Below are 23,789 nucleotides of genomic sequence, written 5' to 3' on the forward strand. Positions count from 1 at the left end.
CCAGATCTCTCTGAAGCCCTGGCTATTTTTGCCGGGGTTTTTTCGTTTCAGCTTCCCCGACGTTTTGAAAGGCACACTACTATTTACGTGGAGTAATCCAGGGAAAAGTCATGCCTGTAAAAATGGTACTTAATCGCAATGCACCGCCCGGCACCGTGCCGGTGAAGGTTTACACGGAAGACGTGGAAAACGCGGCATTGCAACAACTAAAAAATATTGCCCAGCTGCCGATCATTTACTCCCATGTGGCTGCGATGCCGGATGTGCACATGGGTATCGGCGCAACGGTCGGTTCTGTGATCCCAACCGTGGGGGCAATTATTCCGGCGGCGGTGGGCGTGGATATTGGCTGTGGAATGAATGCAGTGCGGACCTCGCTGCACGCTAACCAGTTGCCGGATAACCTGAAGCCGCTGCGGGATGCCATCGAACGACGCGTGCCGGTGGGGTTTGGTCGCCACAAGAGAGTCAGCGCGCGGGAGGCCGCGGCTCAGAAGCTGGCGTCTGGTGCGGAGATGCTGTTTGCCAAACATCCACTACTGCTGAAAAAGCTGCGTAACCCACAGGAAACCTGGGTGACCCAGGTGGGTACGCTGGGTAGTGGCAACCACTTTATCGAGATCTGTCTCGATGAAAGTAACCAGGTATGGGTGATGCTGCACTCCGGTAGCCGGGGTATCGGCAATGCTATTGGTCAGCATTTTATCCAGTTGGCGAAACGGGATATGGAAGGGCATATACACAACCTTCCGGATCGCGACCTGGCGTATTTCAGTGAAGGTAATGCCCACTTTGATGACTATATCGAAGCGGTACATTGGGCGCAGGAGTATGCGCGGGTAAACCGGCAGGAAATGATGAAGATGGTTGTGGCGGCTCTGCAACAGCACCTGCCACCGTTTACGCTGGAAAGTGAGGCGATCAACTGTCACCACAATTATGTGGTGCGGGAGCAACACTTTGGCCGCGATGTCTTTGTCACCCGCAAGGGCGCAATCAGTGCGCAAAAAGACCAGCTGGGTATTATTCCCGGTTCCATGGGGGCGCGTTCTTATATTGTGCGCGGCCTCGGGAATACGGAGTCCTTCTGTTCCTGTGCGCACGGGGCGGGGCGGCGCATGAGCCGGACCGCTGCGCGCAAACGCTTTACCCGGGATGATCTGGAAGCCCAGACCCGCGGGGTGCAGTGCCGCAAGGACAAGGGCGTGATCGATGAGATCCCGGCGGCCTATAAAGACATTGACCAGGTGATGGAGAACCAGCGTGATCTGGTGGATGTCGTACATACCCTGAAGCAGGTGATCTGCGTTAAGGGGTAAATGGTGAGTAAAGGAAACGGTATTGATAAGGAGACGTTATTGATAAGGAGACGTTATTGAAGAGAAAACCCCAGCGGAAAATATCTATTCAGATTTCCGCTAAAGAGATGCGCACTCCGGGAAATCCGGTGGCGCAAAATCCGCTGCTACGTAAAGGCGGTGCCCATATCCGGGCAAAGTCCGCTGATCGTTTTGACAGCAAACAACAAACCAGAAAGGCAGCGCGGGAGTGGGACAGCTCCCGCGGCTGAGCCTTCTACCGCGTTGCCCGTTCAACGGACGACCTGTGCCGGTGCGGTGTACTCGGTGGAAGTCGCACGCTGCACTGGCTGCACCATCAACTGATTCCCTCCAACCTCTGTACTGGCATGCAAGTATGGCTCAAACGCCATGGTGTCCTCATTGGGGCCCAGCCACTGCTCGATAAACCCGGAATCGTCCGGTGTGATCATCGGGAAGCTTTTTTCATGATATTGCTTTGTGTGCGGATGAGCATCGAGAGTGATGATGCTGCAGCTCAGGATGTCACCCCAGGTCTTGTAGAGCCCGCAGAAGAAAAAGGGAGCGTGCTCTCCAAAGCTAAATTCCACCGGGTGCTTGCCGTGCTGACTTTCTACCCAGGCACTGGCGGGGATCAGGCAGCGCGACTTTCGGTATTCGGGGCGCTGCCCCAGCTTTTTCCAGTTGCTGTTGATGGACCAGTATTTCTTGTGTGGCTTCCAGTTATCACCGTCCCGCTGCAGGTAGAGGTGCCAGATGGCGTTTTCGATAGCCGGGGTGCCGGTTCTGGCGGTGACAATACTGACCTGGGTGGTGGGTCGGCGCCGACGGCCGAATATCATCCGCTGCGGATGGTCGATCCCGTGCTCGTTGATAAACCGCTCGATGCCGGCGTGGTCGTCTACGTCAAATAGGCTGCACATGTTGTGTCGGGTGGTGGCGTCCTGAGATTAGTCGCTGATGATCTGATAACAGGGCTTGTAGGCTTTTCCTGGTAATTTCATCCGCTGTTGTTTCACAAAGGATGCCAGCAGAGTATCCATGCTGCGCATCAACGCCGGATCCCCCTTGAGTTCGTAGGGGCCATTTTTCTCGACATTGCGAATTCCCTCGTCCTTCACGTTACCGGATACGATCCCGGAGAATGCGCGGCGCAGATTGGCGGCGAGCAGGTAGGGTTCCTGATTGGTATGCAGGGCGAGGTCGCGCATATTCTCATGGGTTGGCACAAAGGGGCGCTGGAACTCAGTAGAGACTTTCAATTGCCAGTTGTAGTAGTAGGCATCCCCTGTTTCCTTGCGGTATTGGCGGACTTTCTGAATGCCGTCGGCCATTTGCCGGGCGACTTCTGCAGGATCGTCAACGACGATCTGGTAGCGCGATCTCGCGGCTTCACCCAGTGTCGAACAAATGAATTGGTCGATGCGGATAAAATAGTCGGCAGCGCTGGCGGGCCCGGTAAAGATCACCGGGAATGGCTGATCCTTGTTGTCCTCGTGCAGCAGGATGCCCAACAGGTACAGAATCTCCTCCGCGGTACCGGCTCCGCCAGGGAACACGATGATACCGTGCCCGGTACGCACAAACGCTTCCAGGCGCTTTTCGATGTCCGGCATGATTACCAGTTCGTTGACAATTGGATTGGGCGCTTCCGCGGCGATAATTCCCGGCTCGGTAATTCCCAGGTATTGCCCGTTGCGGTCGCGCTGTTTGGCGTGGCCGATGGTGGCACCTTTCATCGGCCCTTTCATGGCGCCGGGGCCACAGCCGGTGCAGATATCGAGGTGGCGCAGGGCCAGCTCGTACCCAACCTGTTTGGTGTAGTCGTACTCTTCCGCTGAAATCGAGTGCCCGCCCCAGCATACGACGAGACGCGGTATACGGGAGCCATCAAAAGTGCCTGCGTTGCGCAGGATATGGAATACCGCATCGGTTACCCCCTGGGCGGAGACCAGGTTGTAGCGGGGGTCGCCGGTGATTTCGCTATTCACATAGATGATGTCGCGCAGCACTGCAAACAGGTGCTCGGCGATACCGCGAATCATCTTGCCGTCCACAAAGGCGCTTGCAGGCGCATTCTTGACTTCAAGTTTTACGCTGCGCTCGGTGGGGACGACGGAGATGTCAAAATCCGCGTACTTCTCCAGCAGCTCTTTACCGTCGTCCATGTAATTCCCGCAATTGAGTACCGCGAGGGCACAGTTGCGGAAGGTCTGGTAGTGGGGGCCGTGGCTGTGGCGGGTAAGCTTGTTGATTTCGTATTTGGACAGAATATCGAACTGTCCGGTTGGGGAGACAAGTGCGTCAATGGCATCGATGAGATCAGTAGGCATACAACCCTCAAGCAATGCTGCCAGCGTCTAATGTGCAATCTGTGCCGTACAGCTGTTATAGGTAAATCCAGATTATTGATTGCTCTTGCTTTCACATTACGCCACTGGCGGGAGTTTGCACGCGATACGGAAGAATATTGGCGCAAAAAGCTACGCTTGATTGTTGCCGCTATTAGCACGGTTACTGGGCGCGTCAGTTTATTCACGAGATCCGCGCTACTGGATTCAGGGTGCGGAATTAATGACCGGATTCCAATGAGAGCGACCACCCAAGCTGTTGGATAACGTCGCCCATACACCCTCGGGGTGCTGCTGCAAATTCCATCCAGTCGCCGCTGACCGGGTGTGCCAGTTGCAATCGATGTGCATGCAGCATCAATCGACCACACCCGAAATGCTCGGCGAAAAACCGATTGTGGGTGGATTTACCGTACTTGGGACAACCGATCAGTGGGTGGGAAATGTGTTTGAAGTGGCGCCGTATCTGGTGGCGGCGCCCGGTTTTTAGTTGCACTTCCACCAGGGAGTAACGGCTGGCGGGGTAGCGATCAACCTGATAGGGCAGCTCAACGGTGCCGAGACGGCGGAAGGCGGTGATTGCATCCTGGCGGGGCAGCTCACTTTTGGGGCGCTTTCGCTGGTGCTTGAAGTCCGCCACTGGCGGCAGCGGATGGTCGATCACACCCTGTTCCGGGCAGTAGCCGCGGCAGATGGCGAGGTACTGCTTTATGGATGCATCGCTATCCAGTTGCGCCTGCAATCCCGCCGCTGCCTCGCTGCTTTTCCCGAAAACGATGACACCGGAGGTAGGTTTGTCGAGACGGTGTACCGGGTACAACCGTGTACCGGTCAGGTCGCGCAGATATTGCAGCAGGATCCTGTCCTCGTGCCGGTCGATATCAGAGCGGTGTACCAGCCAGCCCTCCGGTTTAAATGCCGCCACCAGGTGGCTGTCTTCGAAGATTACATCGGGGGTCATGGCGTGAGATTCGATTTCGCTCTGGTCGGTGAGGAAGTAGGTGCGGAAATAGGCCGGGGAGTATACGTCCGCTGTGACGGAATCATGAACAGTGAGAATTGGGTAAATATGAAATTCGTCATTGTTGCTCAATCTGGAATTTATTATTCTCTACCGATGCCTGGACGACACGGAAAGAGAAAATGTATATCACCAGAATGTTTAGCACGGCCGCGTTACTCGCAAGCGTGATTTGGGCGTCACACGGCCGCGCTGCAGAGTACGAGAAGTATCGTCAGCCGTTGCTGGACAAGCCGGCGATCACGCAAGCCGATATTTTGCCGCTGATTGAGAGACTAAATGGGTCGCCACTGCTGAAAGTGCAGCAGTTGGGGAAATCCTTCGAGGGACGTCCTATTTACAAACTCTCATTGGGGGAGGGTGAAACGCGCATTTTACTTTGGTCGCAAATGCATGGTGACGAACCCACTGCCACCGCGGCCCTGTTCGATCTGCTGAATTTTATCAGCGCACCGGAGCAGGCGGACTGGCGTGACGAGTGGTTATCGCGTGTTCAGCTTGTGATGGTGCCAATGCTGAATCCGGATGGCGCTGAGCGCAACAGGCGGCGTAACGCTCAGGGATTCGACATCAATAGAGATGCAATATCGCTCCAGTCCCCTGAGGGGCGTGCATTGATGTCGCTGGCGCGTGCCTACAAACCCCACTTCGGCTTCAATCTGCACGACCAAAATCGCTTTTATGGGGTTGGTGACAGTGGCAAGATGGCGACGATTTCAGTACTTGCTCCGCCCTACAATACGGCGCGGGAAGTCAATGAAAGCCGTCGCCGGGCGATGCAGCTGATCGCTGCGCTGGCGCCAGTGGTTGAGAGTTTTACTCCCGGACATCTGGCGAAATACGATGATACTTATGCGGTGCGAGCGTTTGGTGACACCTTTTCTGAAATGGGTATCAGCACGGTACTGATTGAGTCGGGAGCGCATCCGCAGGACGACAATCGCCAAATCGCGCGGGAACTCAATTTTCGCATGTTGCTGAGCGCAATTGAGGCGATAGGGACTGGAAGTTACCTGAAGGCGGATCCAACGGATTATGACCGCATTCCCTTTAATCGCGATGATGCGATTGTCGACCTCAAGTTGAGCGGTGTGCGCGTCCAATCAGAAGGGAGCGAGTACCTCACGGACTTGGCCATCAATCAGCACGGCGACCGGGCCGGAATGGTGGATGTCGGCGATCTTTCCAACCTGAGCGGGGCAATGAACGTGGGGTTGGAGGATTGGGTGTATAGCAAGCCAAAGGCTTATGAGTTGCCTGAGGGGGAAGTACTAGTGCTGGATGATGCGCTATATCGCTCGTTGATCAGTCAGGGATTTGGCTATTTTACCGGTGACGAGTCGAACCTGAAGGTAACCACCAGTTTGCCAGTTGTATTGAATCCCGCGCATGTCCAGTCTGATACACCGCTACGCCGGCGAGGCTCAACGTTTATTCTGAAGGTGGGGGATCAGGTGGTTGCAGCCGTTTTGCAGGGAACCTATGTGGAACTGCCAAGTGCCGCCGGTGCATTGGTCGGTAGCCGGTAACGGTTGTTGACTACGGCCCTGACCAAAGGGGCCGTCAGGGCCAAGCCTCGAGCGGTGCCACGTACACCCAGCGCTTTTTGTGCAGCTTGAACAGGGAGATCTCGTGCAGCGCACGCTCCTCCCCATCGTCGACGAACCAGGCTTTGAACTCGACGATGGACTTCTTGAGTCCCTGTTTGCTCTTGATGACCTCGAGCCGGCTCCACTCGGTTTGCAGGTCTTTTGGGCCCAGGTCCGGGCAGGTGTCCGGGTGCCAGGTTTTGCGCAGGTACGGGAGGTTCCCGGTCACGAAGGCACTGTAGCGGCTGCGCATCAGCGCCTCGGCGGTGTTGGGATAGGCCTTTCCGGTGAGGTAGATCTCACAGCACTGTGGCAGGGGTTTTCCGGAGCAGCAGTAGCAGGTTTGGGACATCTGGGTATGTAGGCTCCGTACTTCATGGGCTGGCTATGTGGGTTGCGTATGATAACAGCGGGAGCCGGGACTCGCAGGTCAGGCTTTACTGGCGTTCGGGGAGGAAATGGGCGCCGAAGCTGCTAGGCTCAAAGGAGTGTTGGGTAAAGAGCCCTCGGTACGCGGATAGGCAGGTGTAGAAATGAATCGCTGTAGTGTGTATCTGGCTAGTCTGTTCGGTTTGGCCGCCATGGTAGCCGTGGCTCAGACGGAGGATCCGGGGCAGCCCCAGTTGGGCGGTGGGCAGAGCCCGACACTGGCGTTTTGCCAGGAGCGCTTTTACGAAGAGGATGACGGGCTGATCCGCTGTAACTGGGCCGTCAATTTCAATTTTGCTTGTTTTATCTCCTACCCCAATAACAAGATCATCCAGCTGGGCTCCAAGCTCTCCGAGCCTGAAGTGGTGGGGGAGTGCGACAACGGCGAGCGTATCATCAAGATTCTGCACTACTGAGCGCCAACGTTTTTATGCGCTCGAGTCCGTTTGCCATTCCTGGATTGGTTCCGGCGGAAGATGTCCCTCCCGCAGCATCTCGGAAATTTTTCCCTTTAACTGGTCGTAGGTGAACGGCTTCTTCAGGCAGGCGAGAATTCCGTCCGCCACAATTTCCTGCACCTTGCTTTCCACACTGTACCCGGAGGCCAGAATCGCCTTAATGGCGGGATTGATCAGTTTTAATTCGGCGAACAGTTGCTGCCCATCCATATGGGGCATGATCATATCCAGCAATACCAGGTCAATGTGTGAATGGTTGTGCCGATAAAAGTCGATGGCCTCTGCGGCAGTCGCAAAGGTTTCAACCTGGTGGCCGTGCATTTCAAACAGGGTCTTTGAGTAACTGCGCACGATGGCCTCATCGTCCACCACCATCATGCGGATTGAGCGCTCTGGGATCTCCGCTTTCCTGCAGGGTTGCAGGTGTTTACCGCAGTCTTTGATGATCGGCAGGTAAAGATCAAAGCAGCTGCCTTTTCCTGGTTCGGAGCGGCACTGGATGGCGCCCTTGTGCATATGAGTGGTGCCGTACACCGCAGCCAGTCCAAGCCCGGCCCCGCGGCCACTGTCTTTGGTAGTGAAAAACGGCTCGAAAATTCGCTGGCGTACTCCCTCACTCATTCCCATACCGTTGTCGCTGACATTAATTCGCAGGTATTGCCCCGGCCCCAACTGGAAGTCCGAGATCGCGATGGAGTCTTCTATTGTGACGTTGCGTGTGGTGAACTCCAGTAGGCCGCCTGCCGGCATGGCGTCCTTGGCATTGATGCCAAGATTGAGCAGGGCACTTTTCAGTTGTGCCGAATCACCGTTGATGTGGGGGCGTTCGGCGTCCAGCTGTTGCCGGATGACTATGCGGCGGTCGATGGTGCGCTCCAGCATGGCACAGACGTCACGCACTATGTCGTGGGTATTACAGTCATGTAGCTCATAGGAGCCCTTGCGGGCAAAGGTGAGTAGCTGTTTGGTGAGCTCCGCCGCATGGTGTGCGGTGGTGAGAATCTGGTCCGCGTACTGAGCGATCTTTGCATCGCAGGTCATCTGATGGATGACTTCTGCAAAGCCCGCGATGCCGTGCACCATGTTATTAAAATCGTGCGCGATACCACCCGCCAGTTCGCCGATGGCCTGCATTTTCTGGGCCTGGCGCAGTTCTTCTTCCAGCAGGCGTTGCTTGGTTATATCGCTGCCGATACTGAGTACACCGATTGCTTCACCGTCGTCATCCGTGAGGATCTTGTTGGTCCACGCGATCCATACCCGGGAGCCATCTTTCTTGATGTTTTCGTTGATGTTATAGCGGTGTTCTTCGGGGTAATTGCAGATATGGTCCATCAGTGGGCGGAGGTCACGGCCGGTGCTCTCGCTTTCCGGCACGATGGTGCCCACCACGTGCCGCCCAATGATTTCTTCTTCTGAAAAGCCAAAGAAGTTCTGTGCATACTCGTTAAAAAAGGTAACGCGTCCACTTTTGTCCCATCGAAGGATGATGGAGTTGGCGTGCTCTACGAGTTCCCGGTAGCGCTCTTCACTTTTACGAAGCGCTTCGTAAACTTCCTGTGAGCCCGGCGAAGTGGCCTTTTCAGTGAGTATTGCAGGGTCTGTTCCGTCTGCACTCATCCGTTTTTCCATCCGTCCATCCTGGATTTCTGGTGAGATTTGATTGCACCACGGCTCATGTGAATTGTCTAGCGAGGTCGCACCTCTATCGAGACTGCTCTTGATTTTCAGTCGACCGCCTATGTATTCGCTCGCGCATACACAATTGTCATGTGCAGTAGCCCGGTGCTGGCGGATTCCACAATTACTGATAGCATGGGCACAGTTTTCCAATAATAGTGACACAGTTAGGAGGGGCAATGCGGTCAACTCGGGGGTTCACAAGTATGCGACAGCGTCTGTTGGCGGTAGCCTGCAGCGCGGTAGCGGCCGTTACGCTCAGTGCGTGCGGTGGAGATAAGCAGGACAAGGCCGATGGAGCAGATTTCGCTCGCCTGGGTGCTTTCCCTTCCACCTACAAAGCTGGTGAGGCCGCGCCGGTACTGATTCGCGGCGCCACTGTGTTGACCGGCACTGGAGAACAATTAAACAACACCGACGTGTTGCTCAAAGACGGTGAAATTTCAGCCATTGGCGAGGGGCTGAAGGCGCCGAAAAAGGGCATGGTGGTGGAGGGCGCCGGCAAGTGGGTGACCCCGGGCATTATCGACGTGCACTCCCATCTGGGTAATTACCCCGCACCTTCCATCGAGTCCGCACAGGACGGCAATGAGATGACCGCGCCCAATACGGCACAAGTGTGGGCGGAACACTCTGTATGGACACAGGATCCGCAGTTCGCACTGGCATTGGCGGGTGGCGTCACCACGCTGCAGATCCTTCCCGGCTCGGCCAACCTGTTTGGTGGCCGCGCGGTAACCCTGAAAAACGTACCCGGCCGCAGTGTCCAGGATATGAAATTTCCGGATGCCCCCTACGGCTTGAAGATGGCCTGCGGTGAAAACCCCAAACGGGTTTACGGTGGCAAAGGCACTGCGCCGTCTACACGCATGGGGAATGTGGCGGGCTACCGCCAGGCCTGGATTGATGCCTCTGCCTACAAGGAAAAATGGGAGTCATATCATCTCAATGGTGGCGAGGAGCCAGACCGGGATTTGCAGATGGAGACCCTGGCCGGTGTGCTGAACGGCGATATCCTGGTGCACAACCACTGCTACCGCGGCGAGGAAATGGCGATCATGATGGATATCGCCAAGGAGTTCGATTTCCAGATTTCCACTTTCCACCATGCGGTAGAGGCTTACAAAGTGGCCGATCTACTGGCAGAAAACAATGTCTGTGCGGCCATGTGGGCCGACTGGTGGGGCTTCAAGCATGAGGCCTTTGATATGACCGAGGCCAATATTGCTATCGTCGATCAGGCCAAGGCCTGTGCGATGATCCACTCGGATTCTGCGGTGGGTATTCAGCACCTGAATGAGGAGACTGCCAAGGCGATGGTGGCGGGGCAACGGGCCGGATTCCATATTGAACCGCGCCACGCGGTTACCTGGATGACCTTGAACCCGGCCAGGGCGCTCGGGGTAGACGAAGTCACAGGCAGCCTGGAAAAAGGCAAGATGGCCGATGTAGTCGTCTGGTCTGGCAACCCATTCAGTGTCTATTCGAAGGCTGAGAAAGTGTTTATCGATGGCAACCTGATGTACGACCGCGATAACCCGGAGCGACAGCCCCACAGTGATTTTGAACTGGGAATTCTGGATGCCGAAGGCGAACGTTTGCCGAAGGAATTGAAAGGGTCGAATGGAGGTGAGGGCTAATGAAGATCAAGCAACTGGCAAAGATCGGTGTACTGGCTTCGCTAGCCATTACCACCCCGCTGGCACTGGCCCAGTCCCTGCTGATCAAGGACGCCAAGGTCATTACCCTGAGCGACCAGGGCACGCTGCAAATGGGCGATGTGCTGGTAAAAGACGGGCGTATTGTGCAGGTGGCCGAGGCGCTGGATGGCATTACCGCGGACCTGGTAATCGACGGCCGCGGCAAGGTGGTTACCCCGGGCATCATTGCGCCCGATAGCGAACTGGGGCTTACTGAAATTGGTGCTGCGGCAGCGACCAACGACAGTGCGGTCCAGGACACGAGTATCGGCGCCGGGTTTAATCCGGTCGTGGCGTTTAACCCGCACTCGACCCTGATTCCGTTCAACCGCGCCGGTGGTGTTACCCGTGCTGTGGTGTTACCGAGCAGCGAGGAGAAAATCTTTGCCGGGCAGGGGTTTGCGATCAACCTTGCCGGTACATACGACAGTGTGACTCACGATGCGCTGTTGCAGAAAATCTATTTTGGTGAATATGGCGCAGAGCTGGCTGGTGGCAGTCGCGCCCGAGCCTACGAGCAGATTGTCAGCGCACTGTCACAGGCACAAGAGTATGCCAGTAACCGGGATGCGATTCGCCGCGGGGAGTGGCGAGAGCTGGACTTCTCCGTCGAGGACCTGGAAGCTCTGCAACCTTTGTTGAGTGGTGAGCAGCCGGTGCTTATTCGAGCCAACAGGGCCAGCGATATTCTGCAGCTGCTGGCGCTGGCAAAGGAGTACAACCTGAAGCTGATTGTGGAGGGGGCCGCCGAGGGCTGGATGGTCGCGGAACAGTTGGCCGCGGCGCGGGTGCCGGTTGTGATCGACGCAATGGGCAATTCCCCGAGCGCTTTTGAAAAACTCGGTGCGAGGCTGGAGAACGCCGCACTGCTGCAGAAAGCCGGTGTCACGCTTGTCATTGGTGCCCCCGGTTACGCGGGTACCCACAATAGTTATCTGTCCCGCCAGGGGGCGGGCAATGCGGTTGCTTACGGCCTGCCTTTTGAGGAAGGTGTACGTGCGATTACCGCGAATCCTGCCCGCGTGTTTGGCCTGCCGGGCGGCGTGCTGGCGCCTGGTGGCGTGGCGGATCTGGTGTTGTGGAGCGGAGACCCGCTGGAAGTTACCAGCTTTGCAGAGCTGGTGGTTATTGATGGAAAACCGCAGTCGCTGGAAAACCGTTCGACCCGCCTGCGCGATCGCTATCTGCATCCAAAAGCGGGTACCGGACATGGATATGAAAAATAACCGAGCAAAAATGGATTGTCAGGAGTTCTAAAAGAGATGGTGAGTATTGAAATAACCGCGCTTTACGCTGGTCTGTGTGCACTGCTGGTGATTGCCCTGGCATTCAGGGTGGTGGCATTCCGCCGCGGCAAGAAGGTGGGTCTGGGTACTGGCGGCGACAAGCATGGGCATATTGCTGTCCGGGTGCATGCCAATGCGGTCGAGTATATTCCGCTGGCATTGATCCTGATGCTGATTGCGGAAATCAACGGGCTGTCCCATCTTTGGCTGCACTGTCTGGGCGGGGCACTCCTGCTTGGACGACTGCTGCACGCAATTGGTCTGGTGGCGGGTAAGGGGGGATATCATCCCGGTCGATTTATCGGCACTTCGCTGACCTGGCTGGTGATCATTATTCTCGCGGTAATCGATATTCTCGCGGTGTTTTAAAAACAGTTTCTGAACAGGTACAAAAAAGCCCGGTCAAACCGGGCATAGTACAGGGATGGAAACTGGGGCACTGTCCGTGCATCCGGGTGGGGTAGGCCGGATGTACGGGCGGCCAGAATAATGAATTACTGGTTGGCAGCCAGCGGGGTGACGTTTTCGCTGTCGGCCTGCTCAGTCTCTGCCTGATTGCTGGATTCTTCTTCCTCCAGCAGTGCTTCCGGCTTGCCCTTACAGGCTTTGGCCAGCACTTCACGGCGCTTGGCGAGCATCAGGCCGATCTCTTCACTGGCCTCTTCGGAAATGCCCTCAACATTGCGCTCGATCAGCGCGGTAATGTTGGCGGCCAGTTCCAGCATCTTGTCGTGTTCTTCGGCGTCTTTCTTGTTGTCGAACATGGCTCCGTCTCTATCGCATTTCCAAACTGCTACTACTGCCATAATGGCCTCCTGTCTTTATAACACTTGTCTTGAACGTTGATTACTGGCGGTCCTTGTCGGTGGCGCGGGCAATCAACGTGTGCTGTTCTTGAAGTGGATGAATGTACAGTATCTGTATGGGTATCCAGTGTCAACCATGCAAAACAGGGTATCTGCTAAAACCCGCCACCATTATCCAGCCATTTCTGCTCTTGTGGCGTATTTTTTCTCCCCAATGCCGCATTACGGTGCGGATAGCGGCCGAACTGCTCAATCACCTTCTGGTGAGCCAGCGCAAAGCGGTAGTAGTCCTCTGCTGCCTTCGCAGCGTCAGGGCCAATATTGGGATTGTCTCCGCTGAACTCGGACCGCAGCTGGTCGAAATAGGCTACCGACTGGGCCTGGACTTCGGGCAGCTCAGAGTGTTCAAGGGGCATTCCGGCAAACGCGCGCTGGTGCAGGCCGAGCCGGCACTGCTGGTTATTGCGCACCAGAGATTGGCTGATCTCCAGGGCGAGGGGGTCGCCCTCGAACGCCTTTGCAGACCCGCGAAATACATTGCGGCTAAACTGGTCGCTCAGGAGAATCAGCGCCAGCTGGCCCTCGGTGCTCTCCTGCCAGTGTGTCAGTTCGCCCGCGAGTGCCGCTTCAATGGCGGATCCAAATCGTTTACGGATATCGTCGTCGAATTCGTCATTACGTTGAAACCAGTGCTTGCGCTGGTGTGATGGGGGCTCGAGCCGCAGGTCGTCTCCGCCAAACCAGAACTGAAGGACATCGGCGGGATTAAGGCTACTGCTGGCGGTCGAAGTGACGGAAAACTGATCTGGGGTCATGGGTCTCCCTGTGGTTGGCTGTATCGGGTCAGGGCGCGCTTCCCTGGTCGCCCTGCATATTTTTGATACGAGTGTGCATCCAAGTCGGCTACCTTGCGCGTCCATCAGGGGAAGGGTAAAGCCCGGCCGTGCGGCAGCGGCGAGTAGGTATCCTCAGGGAAGCCTACTCAGGTACTGGATTCGGTAAAGGTAACCCGGATGACACCCCCGATACAGGGTGGTCAAAAAAGGTACAATTTTCTGCCATGCAGACCCTGGGCCTGGTAACAGGCCTTTTCAGCCGGTCAGACTTAGTAAGAGCGAGATAACACCAATGAGAGCGAAAGATTCAACTGTGCGTAACCGACTGCCCCGCTGGGTTTTCGCGGTTGCGGCAACCCTGGCAATGGGCGTATCCGGTAGTGTGCTGGCCCAGGATGAGGATGCCGTGACGCCGCAGCCCCCCGAGCCCCCGGCTCCGGTGGTAGCCCCGAAAGCACCAAAAGATAAGGAAGCCACCAAGCAGGTGCGGATTCTGCGCCAGGAAGATGGCAGCCTGCGGATTCACACCCGGGATGAGAATGGCGAGAGCGCCAATGTAGAGATCAACCTCGGCGAAGAGTTTGGTGGGGCGGTAACCCGCCGCATCTACGAGAAGCTCGAAGAGAAAGGGATCCTCGACGAAAAGGGTCTGGTGGTCGAAGAGGCGCTGGAGTCGGTGCCGCGCAATATCAATATTGGCATTACCGCCGATATGGAGCGGGCCGAGCGTATTCGTGCGGAAGTGGAGCGCGCCCACGCCCATGCAGAGCGCGAAGTCAGTCGCGAGCACTTTAGAGGGCGTGACCGAGGCCCGGATATGGAGTGGCTGATCGGTATCATCGCAATCCTGGCGGTGTTCGGTACCCCGATCCTGATTGTGTGGCTGGTGACCCGCAACAGCTACCGCAAGAAGCAGCTGGTGATGGAAAACATCAATCGCATGGTTTCAGAAGGGCGCGATATTCCGCCGGAACTGCTGGATGCGCTGGAAGGTGAAAGTGCAGCCAACACCAAAGACCGCGGTTTCACGCTGATGGCGGTCGGTGCGGCACTCTTTATCTGGCTGACCGCCGCCTCCGGTATTGGGGTGGGTAGCCTGGGCCTGATCCCTCTGTTTATCGGGATCGCCCGCTACGTAAACTGGAAACTTGATCATCAGCAGGCCGGTTAAGGATTACCACCCATGGACCTCAATGATGAGGATCTGATCAGGCGCGTCGTTGAAGACGGGGACCAGCGGGCATACGCCCAGCTGGTTCGTCGCTATCAGTCACAGCTGCGTTTCTCGCTCCGCCAGCTGTGCGATGGTGACCAAGGTCTTGCCGACGACATGGCGCAGGAGGCCTTTATCAAGGCCTACAAGGCGCTGCCGGCGTTTCGCGGAGATGCGAAGTTCAGCACCTGGCTGTACCGTATTGCCTACAATCTGGTCATGAGCCACAAGCGCAAGAATGCGCCCGTGGTCGATCAGGAGGCCGTGGACAATGCGCAGTCCCAGGAAAGCGTCGAAGAAGCGCAGCAGCTGGGTATGGCCAGGGACCTGAATTCGGCAATGGGGGAACTGAGTGACGCCCAGAGGCAAGCGGTGCACTTGTGTATGCAGCGCGGCTTTTCTCATGAAGAGGCGGCAAGTATTATGAAGTTGCCGCTGGGCACGGTAAAATCCCACGTTAATCGCGCAAGGGCCAAATTGCAGTCGCTACTGCAGCCCTGGCGGGAGGAGGTAGCCAGTGGCTGATTCTCGAAATTCCACAAGTGATACAGCAGGTATCTCAGGTATGGTAATCAAAGACGGTGTAGTGCATTCCGCACCCGGTGTCGCCGGCGGTGAAGAGCCGGATTTTGACACCTGGCTGTCGCAGCAACTGCAGTTCAATGAGCCCCATCTCGACGACGATGGCTTCTGCGAGCGGGTGATGACGGACCTGCCGCCAGTGCCTGCCAAGCGCTCTGAGCGCCGGGCCACGCGTTATCAGTACGCGGCGGTGGTGGCGGCCTCTGCCATTGTCTGCTGGCAGTTCCCGCTGGAAGATGTGTTGACGGCCATGGCGGCGCAGAGCATTAGCCTGTACAGCCTGGTGGGTCTGGCGGTGGTCAGCTCCATGGCGGCGATGACCGGGGGAATCCTGGCGGCGCGCCGTTAACTCTTAGCGCAATCGCATTTCTATCCTTTCAGGGCCGGCTTCTTGCCGGCCCGCCTGTTTCTCGGTTCCTCTTCTGTTCTGTTCTGTTCTGTTCTGTTCTGTCTCTCTTCTCCGGAGTGTCTGGAATATCAGCGCTGGTATTGTCCCAGCTGGATTTCCCCGCGTTTTGATACCCGTATCGCCGGCAGGAACGGTGTCTGTAGCCCCAGCTTTGCCTCGAGTTCATAGGGGACTGTGTTCCCTTGTAGTCGTATCAGTTCAGCCGCGGCCATAAAAGACCCCATCAGGTTTGCCGAAGCATCCACCGCGATGGATTCCTGTCCGTAGGCCGGAATCACCGGTAGCGTGTTCGTGGTGCCGGTCACTACCTTGTGCCCGGCCAGTTTCAGTGTGTAGAAAAGCCCTGAAAGGGCGAGTTCGGTGTTGTTGGGATTGAACACTCGCAGGTGAATACGGAAGCGGAGGTCGCCGCTGTGATGGTTGGGCAGGGGCTCCAGTGAGGTCACCTGCACTTCCGGTGTTTCGAAATCCGGAGATAGCGTGGCGCAACCGGACAGTGCCAGAAGGGTAAGGAGGGCAAATAGAGTGTAATGACGGAGTGAACGGATCAAGCGGGTTCCCCTGTGTTAACGCACCCGGACTCGGGTATCTATATGGTGTTGTTGGGTTTGGTGGGTAAAGTCTAACGGAATGGTCTGCTGGCGCTATCGCGCACCCGTAACACGGTTTTCTCTGATCTATGCCATTGCGTAGACAGCGATGGCTTTGGCGGGTTCAACATCGGGTCGAGGTTTGCACTGCCGCAGGGGTTCACCGGGGTAGGGCGCCGAACCTGGGGGCTATACTCAGTGCGCGTATCGGCCTCTTGCCCAGTGAGGTTGTGTTTACAGTGGTGCCAGTGCGAGAGCAAAGGAGTGACTCGTGGAGTTTGCGGAGCTTCAGCCCGACCTGCAGCAATGGATGCGGGATATGGTCCAGCGTGGCCACGATAAAGCGGGAATGATGGATGCGCTGCTAAAGACAGGTTATCAGCCGTCTATAGCAAGCGCGGTGGATCAGTGTATTGCCGATTGCACCGGGGGCGGCAAATCTCAAGAGATGGCTCCGGCTGCGGTTGCGCGCACCCAGACCGCGAACCACGCCGAAGAGCGTGGCGAGGAGGGCGACAGCAGTCGTTTCCGGTTGTTTGAGCCACAAAGCGCGCTGTACGACCTTGGGGATAGGCAGGTGGAGGTGCTGCTCACGATGCGGCAGCCCAACATCGTGTTGTTTGGCAATTTGCTCTCCGAAAACGAATGTGACGCGCTGATCGAGATGTCGCGCACCAGACTCAAGCGCTCGCGACTGGTCAATGCCGAGCGCGGTACCTACGACCTCGGTGAGGCGCGCACTAGTGAGGGTACCTACTTCGAGCGGGCCGCCAACCCGTTGATCGCTGATATAGAAACCCGAATAGAGCGCTTGCTCGGGGTGCCAGAAGCTCGCGGCGAGCCTGTTCAGGTTCTGCATTATCGGGAAGGGGCGCAATACCGGCCGCACTTTGACTATTTCGAAACGGGAAAGCCGGGCAGTCAGCGCGTTCTGGCCCAGGGGGGGCAACGGGTGGCCACTTTGATTATGTATCTCAACAACGTTAAGGCGGGAGGTTCAACGGTTTTCCCTGAGGTCGCGCTGGACGTGTTGCCGAAAAAAGGGTGCGGTCTGTTTTTTTCTTATTCCAATGCTACCGGTGAGGTAGACCGCAAGACTCTTCACGGGGGTAGTCCGGTACTGGCGGGGGAAAAGTGGATCGCGACCAAGTGGTTGAGGCTCGGGGAGTATCGGGTTGCTGATGCTTAGCGGGTTGGTCCAGTCCAACCCGGCACTGCCGGTGGACCCGGACAAGGCTAAGGAGCTGGCGGAATCCCTGGAACTCGCCAAGGTGGCGCCTTTGTCTTTTTCCCATATGCTGGAAGCGGTTATGGCGTCTTTCGGCAAGATCTGGGAGGGTTTCCTCGGGCATATCCCTTTCTTTATTGCCAGTGTGATGATGCTGGCGCTAACCTGGGTATTAGCCACTATTGCAGGGAAATTTACCCGCCGGTTTGCCAGAAAAACCACCAACAAACCTTCACTCCAGGACCTGCTGGTTCGCCTAACGCGTATTTTTATCTGGGTGATCGGGTTGTTGTTTACCGCGATGGTGTTATTTCCGGGTCTTACGCCGGCAAGGGCGCTCGGTGGTCTCGGTTTGCTGTCGGTGGCGGTGGGGCTGGCGTTCAAGGACATGTTCGAGAATTTCTTCGCCGGTATCCTCATCCTGTGGCGCTTCCCATTCGAGGCTGGGGACGTGATCAAATGCGAAAACGTAGAGGGGAGGGTGGAAGCGGTAGAAGTACGCAATACGGCCATTCGCCGCACCACCGGCGAACTGGTGATTGTTCCCAACCTGTTCCTGTTCAAGAACCCTTGTGAAATCCTCACCGATCGCAACAAGCGGCGTATCACGATCATCGCCGGCGTGGCTTATGGTGAAGATGTGGCTACTGCGGTGGATGTCATTGAGGCGGCGGTAACCCAGTGTGAAACCGTACGCGATGATGAGCCGGTGCAGATCTTCCCTCAGGGGTTTGGTGACAGCAGCATCGATATCGAGGTCACCTGGTGGTCCGGATCTACTCCCCTGGAAGAACGTCGCTCCAGGGGAGAAGTGGTAACCGCGGTGAAACGTGCATTGGACGAGGCGGGTATCGAGATTCCCTTCCCTTACCGTACGCTCACGTTCAAGGAGCCACTATCACTCTCCGGCGAAACCAGAGAGGCGTCCGAGGGGGGATAGCGAGTCAGAGAGTACTGTCTGGCTGATTCTCCGGGCGCGCTTTTTCAAATGCCGGCAGCGCAGCGCAGGCTTCGGCAATTTTTGCAATGCGGGGGTAATTCTCCATCTCCATACCAAATCGCTCCGCATTGTAAACCTGCGGAATCAGGCAGCATTCGAACAGGCCCGGGGTATCGCCGTGGGCAAAGGTCGAGCCCTGACCATCCAGCTGGGTTTCGAGCGCCGTGAAGCCGCCGTCGATCCAGTGGCGGATCCACTCCACCTTCTGCTCGTCACTGGCACCCAGCTCCGACTGAATGTACTTGAGCACGCGCAGGTTCTGCACTGGCTGGATATCGCAGGCCACGTTGTAGGCAAGGGCGCGCACTTTTGCGCGGGCGAGGCTGTCTTTGGGGAGCAGGGCAGGTTGGGGGTGCTGCTCGTCGAGCCACTCCAAAATGGCCAGGGACTGGGTAAATACATGGCCGCTTTCGATGAGCGCAGGCACAAGTCCTTGTGGATTCAGGCTGCGGTAGCTGGACTCCTTCTGCTCTCCCTTTAGCAGGTTCACTGGGTGGTAGTCGTACTCGAGCCCTTTCAGGTTGAGCGCTATGCGCACGCGGTAACTGGCGGAAGAGCGAAAGTAGCCGTGGAGTTCCATATACGTTGGTTCCTTTTCTGGAGTTCCTGTTTCTGGGTAGTCTGTTTCTTGGGGTTCTGTCAAAAATGGCGCGAAACGCCGTATAATGCCCGGCCGATTTCGTCTGTTATTGGCTTTTGTGTCCGCGGGCGAGGCCTATGTCCGGTGGTTGTTAAAGGGTGCTTCGTGGGTGTCACATCGACGGCAGCCAACCAGCTATCGCGCAGGCAAAAAATTCCTGTGGAAGTGGTTACATTTGAAACCAATTTTAGTTACATTTAAAAACTGGTACAACCCGTTCCCTAGCAGGTGAATAGAGCGCGATGACAACCGATAATACAAATAGCGATATCACTGAATTCTCCAACCCGATGGATGCGGTGCGCCCGGATGATCTGCGCCTGGAGAAATTTCTGCCTTATCGACTGTCCGTGCTGTCCAACCGCGTAAGTAACGCCATTGCGGATGCCTACAGCGCGCGCTTTGACCTTACCATCCCCGCGTGGCGTGTGATGGCGATTCTGGGGCGTTTTCCCAATCTCTCTGCCGCCGACCTTGTAGAACAGACGGCGATGGACAAGGTGGCCATCAGCCGCGCAGTGTCCATCCTGATCAAGAACGACTACATCACCCGCAGCGAAGACCTTGCTGACCGCCGTCGCCAGGTGCTGAATTTGTCGGATCTTGGTCGCGACGTCTACGAGCGTATCGTGCCACTGGCGCAGCAATACGAGAACGACCTGATGGGTTCTCTGTCTGCAGACGAGCGCAGTCAGCTCGACAGTATTATCGAAAAACTGATGGCGCGCGCACAGGATTGGGCTAACCGCGGACTGATCGACTGATCTCCGAATCATCTGCCATTCTTATTTCCATCTTTCTGAATTGACCGTTCATTGGCCGGCGCATTCTTGTGAGTACGCCGGCGCGAATTACCAGGAGTTACCATGTTTGACCACCTGAAAAGCCTGCCTGCCGACCCCATTCTGGGGCTGCTCGCTACTTACCGCGCCGATGAAAACCCCAACAAGATCGACTTGGGAGTGGGGGTGTATAAAGACGAAGCGGGACACACCCCGGTCCTGCAGGCGGTAAAGGAAGCGGAAACTCGCCTCTTGCACAGCGAAGAAACCAAGGCTTATGTGGGCCCGGCAGGTACCCCCGGATTCAATAGCGCCATGCAGGAGCTGGTACTGGGTGCGGATCACCCGGCACTGGTAGGTAATCGTGTGCGCTCCGCGCAAACACCTGGTGGCTGTGGCGCCCTGCGTGTCCTGGCAGAATTTGCCAACCGCGCCAAAGCGGGTGCCACCATCTGGGTAAGTGACCCCACCTGGGCTAACCACGTCCCTCTGCTGGGCAATGCGGGCCTGGAAATCAAAAGTTACCCCTACTATGACCGCGCCACCAGCAGCCTGCAGTTTGACGCCATGGTGGAAACGCTCAAGCAGGTGGGCGAGGGCGACCTGGTGCTGTTCCACGCCTGCTGTCACAACCCCTGTGGCGCGGACCTGAGCCGCGAGCAGTGGAAAGTACTGGCCGAAATGGCGCAGAAGCAGGGCTTTACCCCGTTTATCGATATGGCCTATCAGGGCTTCGGCGACAGCCTGGACGCAGACGCCTACGGTCTGCGCCTGATGGCGGAATCCGTTCCCGAGATGCTGGTAGCCGCATCCTGCTCGAAAAACTTCGGCCTCTACCGCGAGCGCGTCGGCCTGGCTATGGTGGTTTACAGTGATGCGGCAGCAGCTGACCGCGGTCAGAGCCAGCTGTTGAACGTAGTGCGTGGCAATTACTCCATGCCCCCGAACCATGGCGGTGCCATTGTGGAATCCATCCTCACTGACGCCAGCCTGCGTGCGAACTGGGAAGCAGAGCTCACCGAAATGCGCGAGCGTATTAACAGCCTGCGCAGTGGTGTTGTGGAAAGCCTGCGCGACGCCGGTGCCGCCGGCGATTTCGGCTTTATTGAGAAACAGAAGGGTATGTTCTCCTTCCTGGGCATTAACCCGGAGCAGGTGCACAAACTGCAACAGGATTATTCCATTTATATGGTAGATTCCAGCCGTATCAGTATTGCCGGCCTGAGCCAGAGCAATATGGAATACTTCTGCAAATCCGTTGCGGAAGTCCTGGATTCTTGAAGAGAGTCTGACTTTCAGGGCGGTGCTGGGGCCGCCTTAAAATTTACAGCCCAGATAGTGTGTCGCCCGGCTGGCGGCACACGCCGTTAAAAATTGATGTCGAGCTGAATATGGAAGTTGAGGTAGAAGCCCCCGTGTCTGAACCTGTTGTAAAACCCTGGGATCCCACCAGCTGGCGCAAGCTGACTGCGCACCAGCAGCCGAAATACCAGTCGCAAAGCGATGTGGAATCTGTCGAGCGGCAGCTAGCGGGTTATCCGCCGCTGGTGTTTGCGGAAGAGGCTCGTGAACTGCGGCGCCAGCTGGCAGACGTGGCGCAGGGTAAGGCATTTTTGCTGCAGGGGGGGGATTGTGCCGAGTCATTCGCGGACTTCAATGCAAACCGTATCCGCGACACCTTTAAAGTGCTTCTGCAGATGGCGGTGGTGCTGACCTTTGCCGGCAATTTGCCGGTGGTCAAGGTGGCGCGCATGGCAGGGCAATATGCGAAGCCACGCTCGGCCGATATGGAAACAGTCGATGGCGTTGAGCTGCCGAGCTATCGCGGCGACATCATCAACGGTATCGACTTCACTGCCGAAGCACGCGTGCCTGATCCCAAACGCATGCTCACAGCCTACAACCAGTCCGCAGCCACGCTGAATTTGTTGCGCGCTTTTGCCCAGGGCGGTCTGGCGGACCTGCATCAGGTGCACGCGTGGAACCTGAGCTTCCTAGAAAACAATCCCCAGCGGGATCGCTACGCGCTATTGGCGGAGCGCCTGCAGGATGCGCTGGAGTTCATGGCCGTGTGCGGTGTGAACTCTACTAACACGCCGGCCATCCGTGAGACCACTCTGTACACCTCTCACGAGGCATTGCTGCTGAATTACGAGCAGGCCCTGACCCGCACCGACAGCCTGACCGGCAAATGGTACGACTGCTCCGCACATATGCTGTGGATTGGCGAGCGCACCCGCCAGCTGGACGCGGCGCATATCGAATTTCTTGCGGGCGTGTGGAATCCTATCGGTGTCAAAGTCGGTCCGGGTATGGATACCGATGAATTGATCAGACTGATCGATCGTCTCAATCCGCACAACGAACCGGGCCGGTTGACCCTGATCACCCGTATGGGCGCTGATACCCTGGCCGACAAGTTGCCCGCACTGGTGCGCGCGGTGGAAAGGGAAGGGCGTTCAGTTGTGTGGAGCACCGACCCGATGCACGGCAACACCGAGAAGGCATCCAGCGGATTTAAGACCCGCAACTTCGACAATATCCTGCGGGAGATCCGCGACTTCTTTGCCGTGCACCGCGCAGAGGGAACACACCCCGGTGGTATTCATCTGGAAATGACCGGGCAGCACGTTACCGAATGCACCGGTGGCGCCTGGAAGATTTCCGATGCGGATCTCGCCAGCTGCTATCGCACCCAGTGCGACCCGCGTCTCAATGCGGACCAGGTACTGGAGCTCGCATTCTGTATTTCTGAAATGCTGCGCGACGGACGCAATGGCAACAGCTAATAGGTTCGGATAACGTAACGTCTGTAAAAATCCATCGTAAAGGGAGACCGGATGTATCAACTGTTTATTGGCAACAAAAACTATTCATCCTGGTCTCTGCGTCCCTGGTTACTGGCCACTGAGCTGGATATTCCTTTCGAAGAGCAGCTAATACCTTTTGACGAGGGTGGCAGCTGGAACAAATTTCGCAAATTTTCCCCAACCGGTCTGGTGCCGTGCCTGGTAGATGGCGACACTACGGTATGGGAGTCCCTCGCCATCACCGAATACCTGTACGAATCCCACCCCCGCGTCTGGCCAGAAGACAAGCAGGCCAGAGCCTGGGCCCGCTGCGCCGCCTCGGAAATGCACGCCGGCTTTTTCGCACTGCGCAACCAGTGCAGTATGAACTGCGGCGTAACCATTTCCCTGCACCGCATCGACGATGTGTTGCAGAAAGACCTTGATCGCATTGACGAGCTCTGGAAGCAGGGGTTCTCCCGTTTTGGCGGACCTTTTTTGGCGGGGCAGGCTTTCACTGCCGTGGATGCCTTCTTCGCACCTGTTGTCCTGCGACTGAAAGGCTATCAGCTTTCTCTCAGTGCAGAATCGATGGATTACTGCGAGCGCATTCTGGCGCTGCCCGGTATGCAAAGCTGGATTGAATCCGGGATCAATGAGCCCTGGCGTGAAGTCGGCCACGACGAGGAGCTGCTCGCCGTGGGTACCATCGTGGAAGACAAGCGCACTAACGCTTAATCTCTGCCACCTGTTCTAGTCCCTAACTCCTGTAGTTCCTGACTCTTCTTTTACCTGACTCCGGGCTCCTGCCGCCATTGCGGCAGGCTACCTCGAAAGGCGCAAGGTATCGCAGGACCTCGTATAACACATAATAAAACTATGCACTTAATAAGCCGTTATCAAATGACCGCTTAAAGCATGTCCAGCAAAGAGCTCCGAAAAGTTAAACAGATGCGGGGGAATATCTCGCGTACAGAACCTCTCGCCGCATAAAGCTGCGGGCTGGTCTGCCCCTCGTAGCGATATCTGCCAGCGCTGGGGTACACTCCGGACAGCCAAAAATTTAACAATATTCAAGTAC

Annotated in this window: 24 protein-coding genes; 15 read left to right on the forward strand and 9 right to left on the reverse strand. The window is 56.7% G+C overall.

Annotated elements, in window-relative coordinates:
* Positions 1-110: 110 nt before the first annotated feature.
* Complete coding sequence (locus LC059_RS05805) at positions 111-1,319, forward strand: RtcB family protein (protein WP_226702865.1); 1,209 nt, start codon at positions 111-113, stop codon at positions 1,317-1,319.
* A gap of 272 nt (positions 1,320-1,591) precedes the next feature.
* Here the strand turns inward: LC059_RS05805 and LC059_RS05810 are convergent, their stop codons facing one another.
* From LC059_RS05810 to LC059_RS05820, 3 genes are all read right to left on the reverse strand, one after another.
* The gene (locus tag LC059_RS05810) at positions 1,592-2,242 is read right to left on the reverse strand and encodes an SOS response-associated peptidase family protein (RefSeq protein ID WP_226702866.1); all 651 of its coding nucleotides are present in this window, start codon (positions 2,240-2,242) and stop codon (positions 1,592-1,594) included.
* Between the two features lie 27 nt (positions 2,243-2,269).
* Positions 2,270-3,652: a nucleotide 5'-monophosphate nucleosidase PpnN gene (ppnN, locus tag LC059_RS05815; protein WP_264189208.1), complete on the reverse strand. Its 1,383-nt coding sequence runs from the start codon at positions 3,650-3,652 to the stop codon at positions 2,270-2,272.
* Between the two features lie 238 nt (positions 3,653-3,890).
* Entirely contained in the window at positions 3,891-4,763 is an 873-nt protein-coding gene (locus LC059_RS05820) for a pseudouridine synthase (RefSeq protein WP_226702867.1), read from the reverse strand.
* A gap of 50 nt (positions 4,764-4,813) precedes the next feature.
* Between LC059_RS05820 and LC059_RS05825 the strand changes: the two genes are divergently transcribed.
* Positions 4,814-6,220, forward strand: a complete 1,407-nt coding sequence (locus LC059_RS05825) for a M14 metallopeptidase family protein (RefSeq protein WP_226702868.1) — start codon at positions 4,814-4,816, stop codon at positions 6,218-6,220.
* Between the two features lie 34 nt (positions 6,221-6,254).
* On the opposite strand, the gene LC059_RS05830 is transcribed toward LC059_RS05825, so the two are convergent.
* Positions 6,255-6,632, reverse strand: a complete 378-nt coding sequence (locus LC059_RS05830) for a YchJ family protein (RefSeq protein ID WP_226702869.1) — start codon at positions 6,630-6,632, stop codon at positions 6,255-6,257.
* A 181-nt stretch (positions 6,633-6,813) separates the two neighbouring features.
* On the opposite strand from LC059_RS05830, the gene LC059_RS05835 reads away from it, so the two are divergent.
* Entirely contained in the window at positions 6,814-7,125 is a 312-nt protein-coding gene (locus tag LC059_RS05835) for a hypothetical protein (protein ID WP_226702870.1), read from the forward strand.
* A gap of 12 nt (positions 7,126-7,137) precedes the next feature.
* Here LC059_RS05835 and LC059_RS05840 read toward each other — a convergent pair whose 3' ends face one another.
* Entirely contained in the window at positions 7,138-8,787 is a 1,650-nt protein-coding gene (locus LC059_RS05840; protein ID WP_226702871.1) for a PAS domain-containing sensor histidine kinase, read from the reverse strand.
* A 266-nt stretch (positions 8,788-9,053) separates the two neighbouring features.
* Here LC059_RS05840 and LC059_RS05845 point away from each other — a divergent pair, with 266 nt between their 5' ends.
* From LC059_RS05845 to LC059_RS05855, 3 genes are read left to right on the forward strand one after another with little or no spacing between them, the layout of a single operon-like run.
* The gene (locus LC059_RS05845) at positions 9,054-10,487 is read left to right on the forward strand and encodes an amidohydrolase (protein ID WP_226702872.1); all 1,434 of its coding nucleotides are present in this window, start codon (positions 9,054-9,056) and stop codon (positions 10,485-10,487) included.
* Positions 10,487-11,773: an amidohydrolase family protein gene (locus LC059_RS05850; protein ID WP_226702873.1), complete on the forward strand. Its 1,287-nt coding sequence runs from the start codon at positions 10,487-10,489 to the stop codon at positions 11,771-11,773. The genes LC059_RS05845 and LC059_RS05850 overlap by 1 nt, the downstream gene beginning before the upstream one ends.
* Before the next feature lie 36 nt (positions 11,774-11,809).
* The gene (locus LC059_RS05855; RefSeq protein ID WP_226702874.1) at positions 11,810-12,202 is read left to right on the forward strand and encodes an MAPEG family protein; all 393 of its coding nucleotides are present in this window, start codon (positions 11,810-11,812) and stop codon (positions 12,200-12,202) included.
* A 125-nt stretch (positions 12,203-12,327) separates the two neighbouring features.
* Here the strand turns inward: LC059_RS05855 and LC059_RS05860 are convergent, their stop codons facing one another.
* Together LC059_RS05860 and LC059_RS05865 are read right to left on the reverse strand one after the other, a co-directional pair.
* Complete coding sequence (locus LC059_RS05860) at positions 12,328-12,639, reverse strand: YebG family protein (protein WP_226702875.1); 312 nt, start codon at positions 12,637-12,639, stop codon at positions 12,328-12,330.
* A gap of 155 nt (positions 12,640-12,794) precedes the next feature.
* Entirely contained in the window at positions 12,795-13,454 is a 660-nt protein-coding gene (locus tag LC059_RS05865) for a DUF924 family protein (protein ID WP_226702876.1), read from the reverse strand.
* Positions 13,455-13,788: 334 nt separating this feature from the next.
* Here LC059_RS05865 and LC059_RS05870 point away from each other — a divergent pair, with 334 nt between their 5' ends.
* From LC059_RS05870 to LC059_RS05880, 3 genes are read left to right on the forward strand one after another with little or no spacing between them, the layout of a single operon-like run.
* On the forward strand, positions 13,789-14,646 hold the full coding sequence (locus LC059_RS05870; protein WP_226702877.1) for a DUF6249 domain-containing protein: 858 nt from the start codon (positions 13,789-13,791) through the stop codon (positions 14,644-14,646).
* Positions 14,647-14,658: 12 nt separating this feature from the next.
* Entirely contained in the window at positions 14,659-15,213 is a 555-nt protein-coding gene (locus LC059_RS05875) for a sigma-70 family RNA polymerase sigma factor (protein WP_226702878.1), read from the forward strand.
* A 40-nt stretch (positions 15,214-15,253) separates the two neighbouring features.
* The gene (locus LC059_RS05880) at positions 15,254-15,619 is read left to right on the forward strand and encodes a hypothetical protein (protein ID WP_226702879.1); all 366 of its coding nucleotides are present in this window, start codon (positions 15,254-15,256) and stop codon (positions 15,617-15,619) included.
* Between the two features lie 128 nt (positions 15,620-15,747).
* On the opposite strand, the gene LC059_RS05885 is transcribed toward LC059_RS05880, so the two are convergent.
* On the reverse strand, positions 15,748-16,230 hold the full coding sequence (locus LC059_RS05885; RefSeq protein ID WP_226702880.1) for an LEA type 2 family protein: 483 nt from the start codon (positions 16,228-16,230) through the stop codon (positions 15,748-15,750).
* A gap of 310 nt (positions 16,231-16,540) precedes the next feature.
* Between LC059_RS05885 and LC059_RS18050 the strand changes: the two genes are divergently transcribed.
* Positions 16,541-17,458 carry a 2OG-Fe(II) oxygenase gene (locus tag LC059_RS18050; RefSeq protein ID WP_226702881.1) on the forward strand — a complete coding sequence of 306 codons (918 nt, stop codon included), beginning with the start codon at positions 16,541-16,543 and terminating at the stop codon, positions 17,456-17,458.
* Complete coding sequence (locus LC059_RS05895; RefSeq protein WP_226702882.1) at positions 17,451-18,437, forward strand: mechanosensitive ion channel family protein; 987 nt, start codon at positions 17,451-17,453, stop codon at positions 18,435-18,437. The genes LC059_RS18050 and LC059_RS05895 overlap by 8 nt, the downstream gene beginning before the upstream one ends.
* Before the next feature lie 4 nt (positions 18,438-18,441).
* On the opposite strand, the gene maiA is transcribed toward LC059_RS05895, so the two are convergent.
* Entirely contained in the window at positions 18,442-19,077 is a 636-nt protein-coding gene (maiA, locus tag LC059_RS05900; RefSeq protein ID WP_226702883.1) for a maleylacetoacetate isomerase, read from the reverse strand.
* 302 nt (positions 19,078-19,379) lie between these two features.
* Here maiA and LC059_RS05905 point away from each other — a divergent pair, with 302 nt between their 5' ends.
* The 4 genes from LC059_RS05905 to LC059_RS05920 all read left to right on the forward strand — a co-directional run bounded on the left by LC059_RS05905 (position 19,380) and on the right by LC059_RS05920 (position 23,446).
* Positions 19,380-19,901 carry a MarR family winged helix-turn-helix transcriptional regulator gene (locus LC059_RS05905; RefSeq protein ID WP_226702884.1) on the forward strand — a complete coding sequence of 174 codons (522 nt, stop codon included), beginning with the start codon at positions 19,380-19,382 and terminating at the stop codon, positions 19,899-19,901.
* 102 nt (positions 19,902-20,003) lie between these two features.
* Positions 20,004-21,200: an aromatic amino acid transaminase gene (locus LC059_RS05910; RefSeq protein ID WP_226702885.1), complete on the forward strand. Its 1,197-nt coding sequence runs from the start codon at positions 20,004-20,006 to the stop codon at positions 21,198-21,200.
* A 110-nt stretch (positions 21,201-21,310) separates the two neighbouring features.
* Positions 21,311-22,708: a class II 3-deoxy-7-phosphoheptulonate synthase gene (locus LC059_RS05915; protein ID WP_264189215.1), complete on the forward strand. Its 1,398-nt coding sequence runs from the start codon at positions 21,311-21,313 to the stop codon at positions 22,706-22,708.
* A 51-nt stretch (positions 22,709-22,759) separates the two neighbouring features.
* The gene (locus LC059_RS05920) at positions 22,760-23,446 is read left to right on the forward strand and encodes a glutathione S-transferase family protein (protein ID WP_226702887.1); all 687 of its coding nucleotides are present in this window, start codon (positions 22,760-22,762) and stop codon (positions 23,444-23,446) included.
* Positions 23,447-23,789 lie beyond the last annotated feature (343 nt).

It is taken from the genome of Microbulbifer elongatus (assembly GCF_020524885.1).
Taxonomy (GTDB): Bacteria; Pseudomonadota; Gammaproteobacteria; order Pseudomonadales; family Cellvibrionaceae; genus Microbulbifer; species Microbulbifer elongatus_A.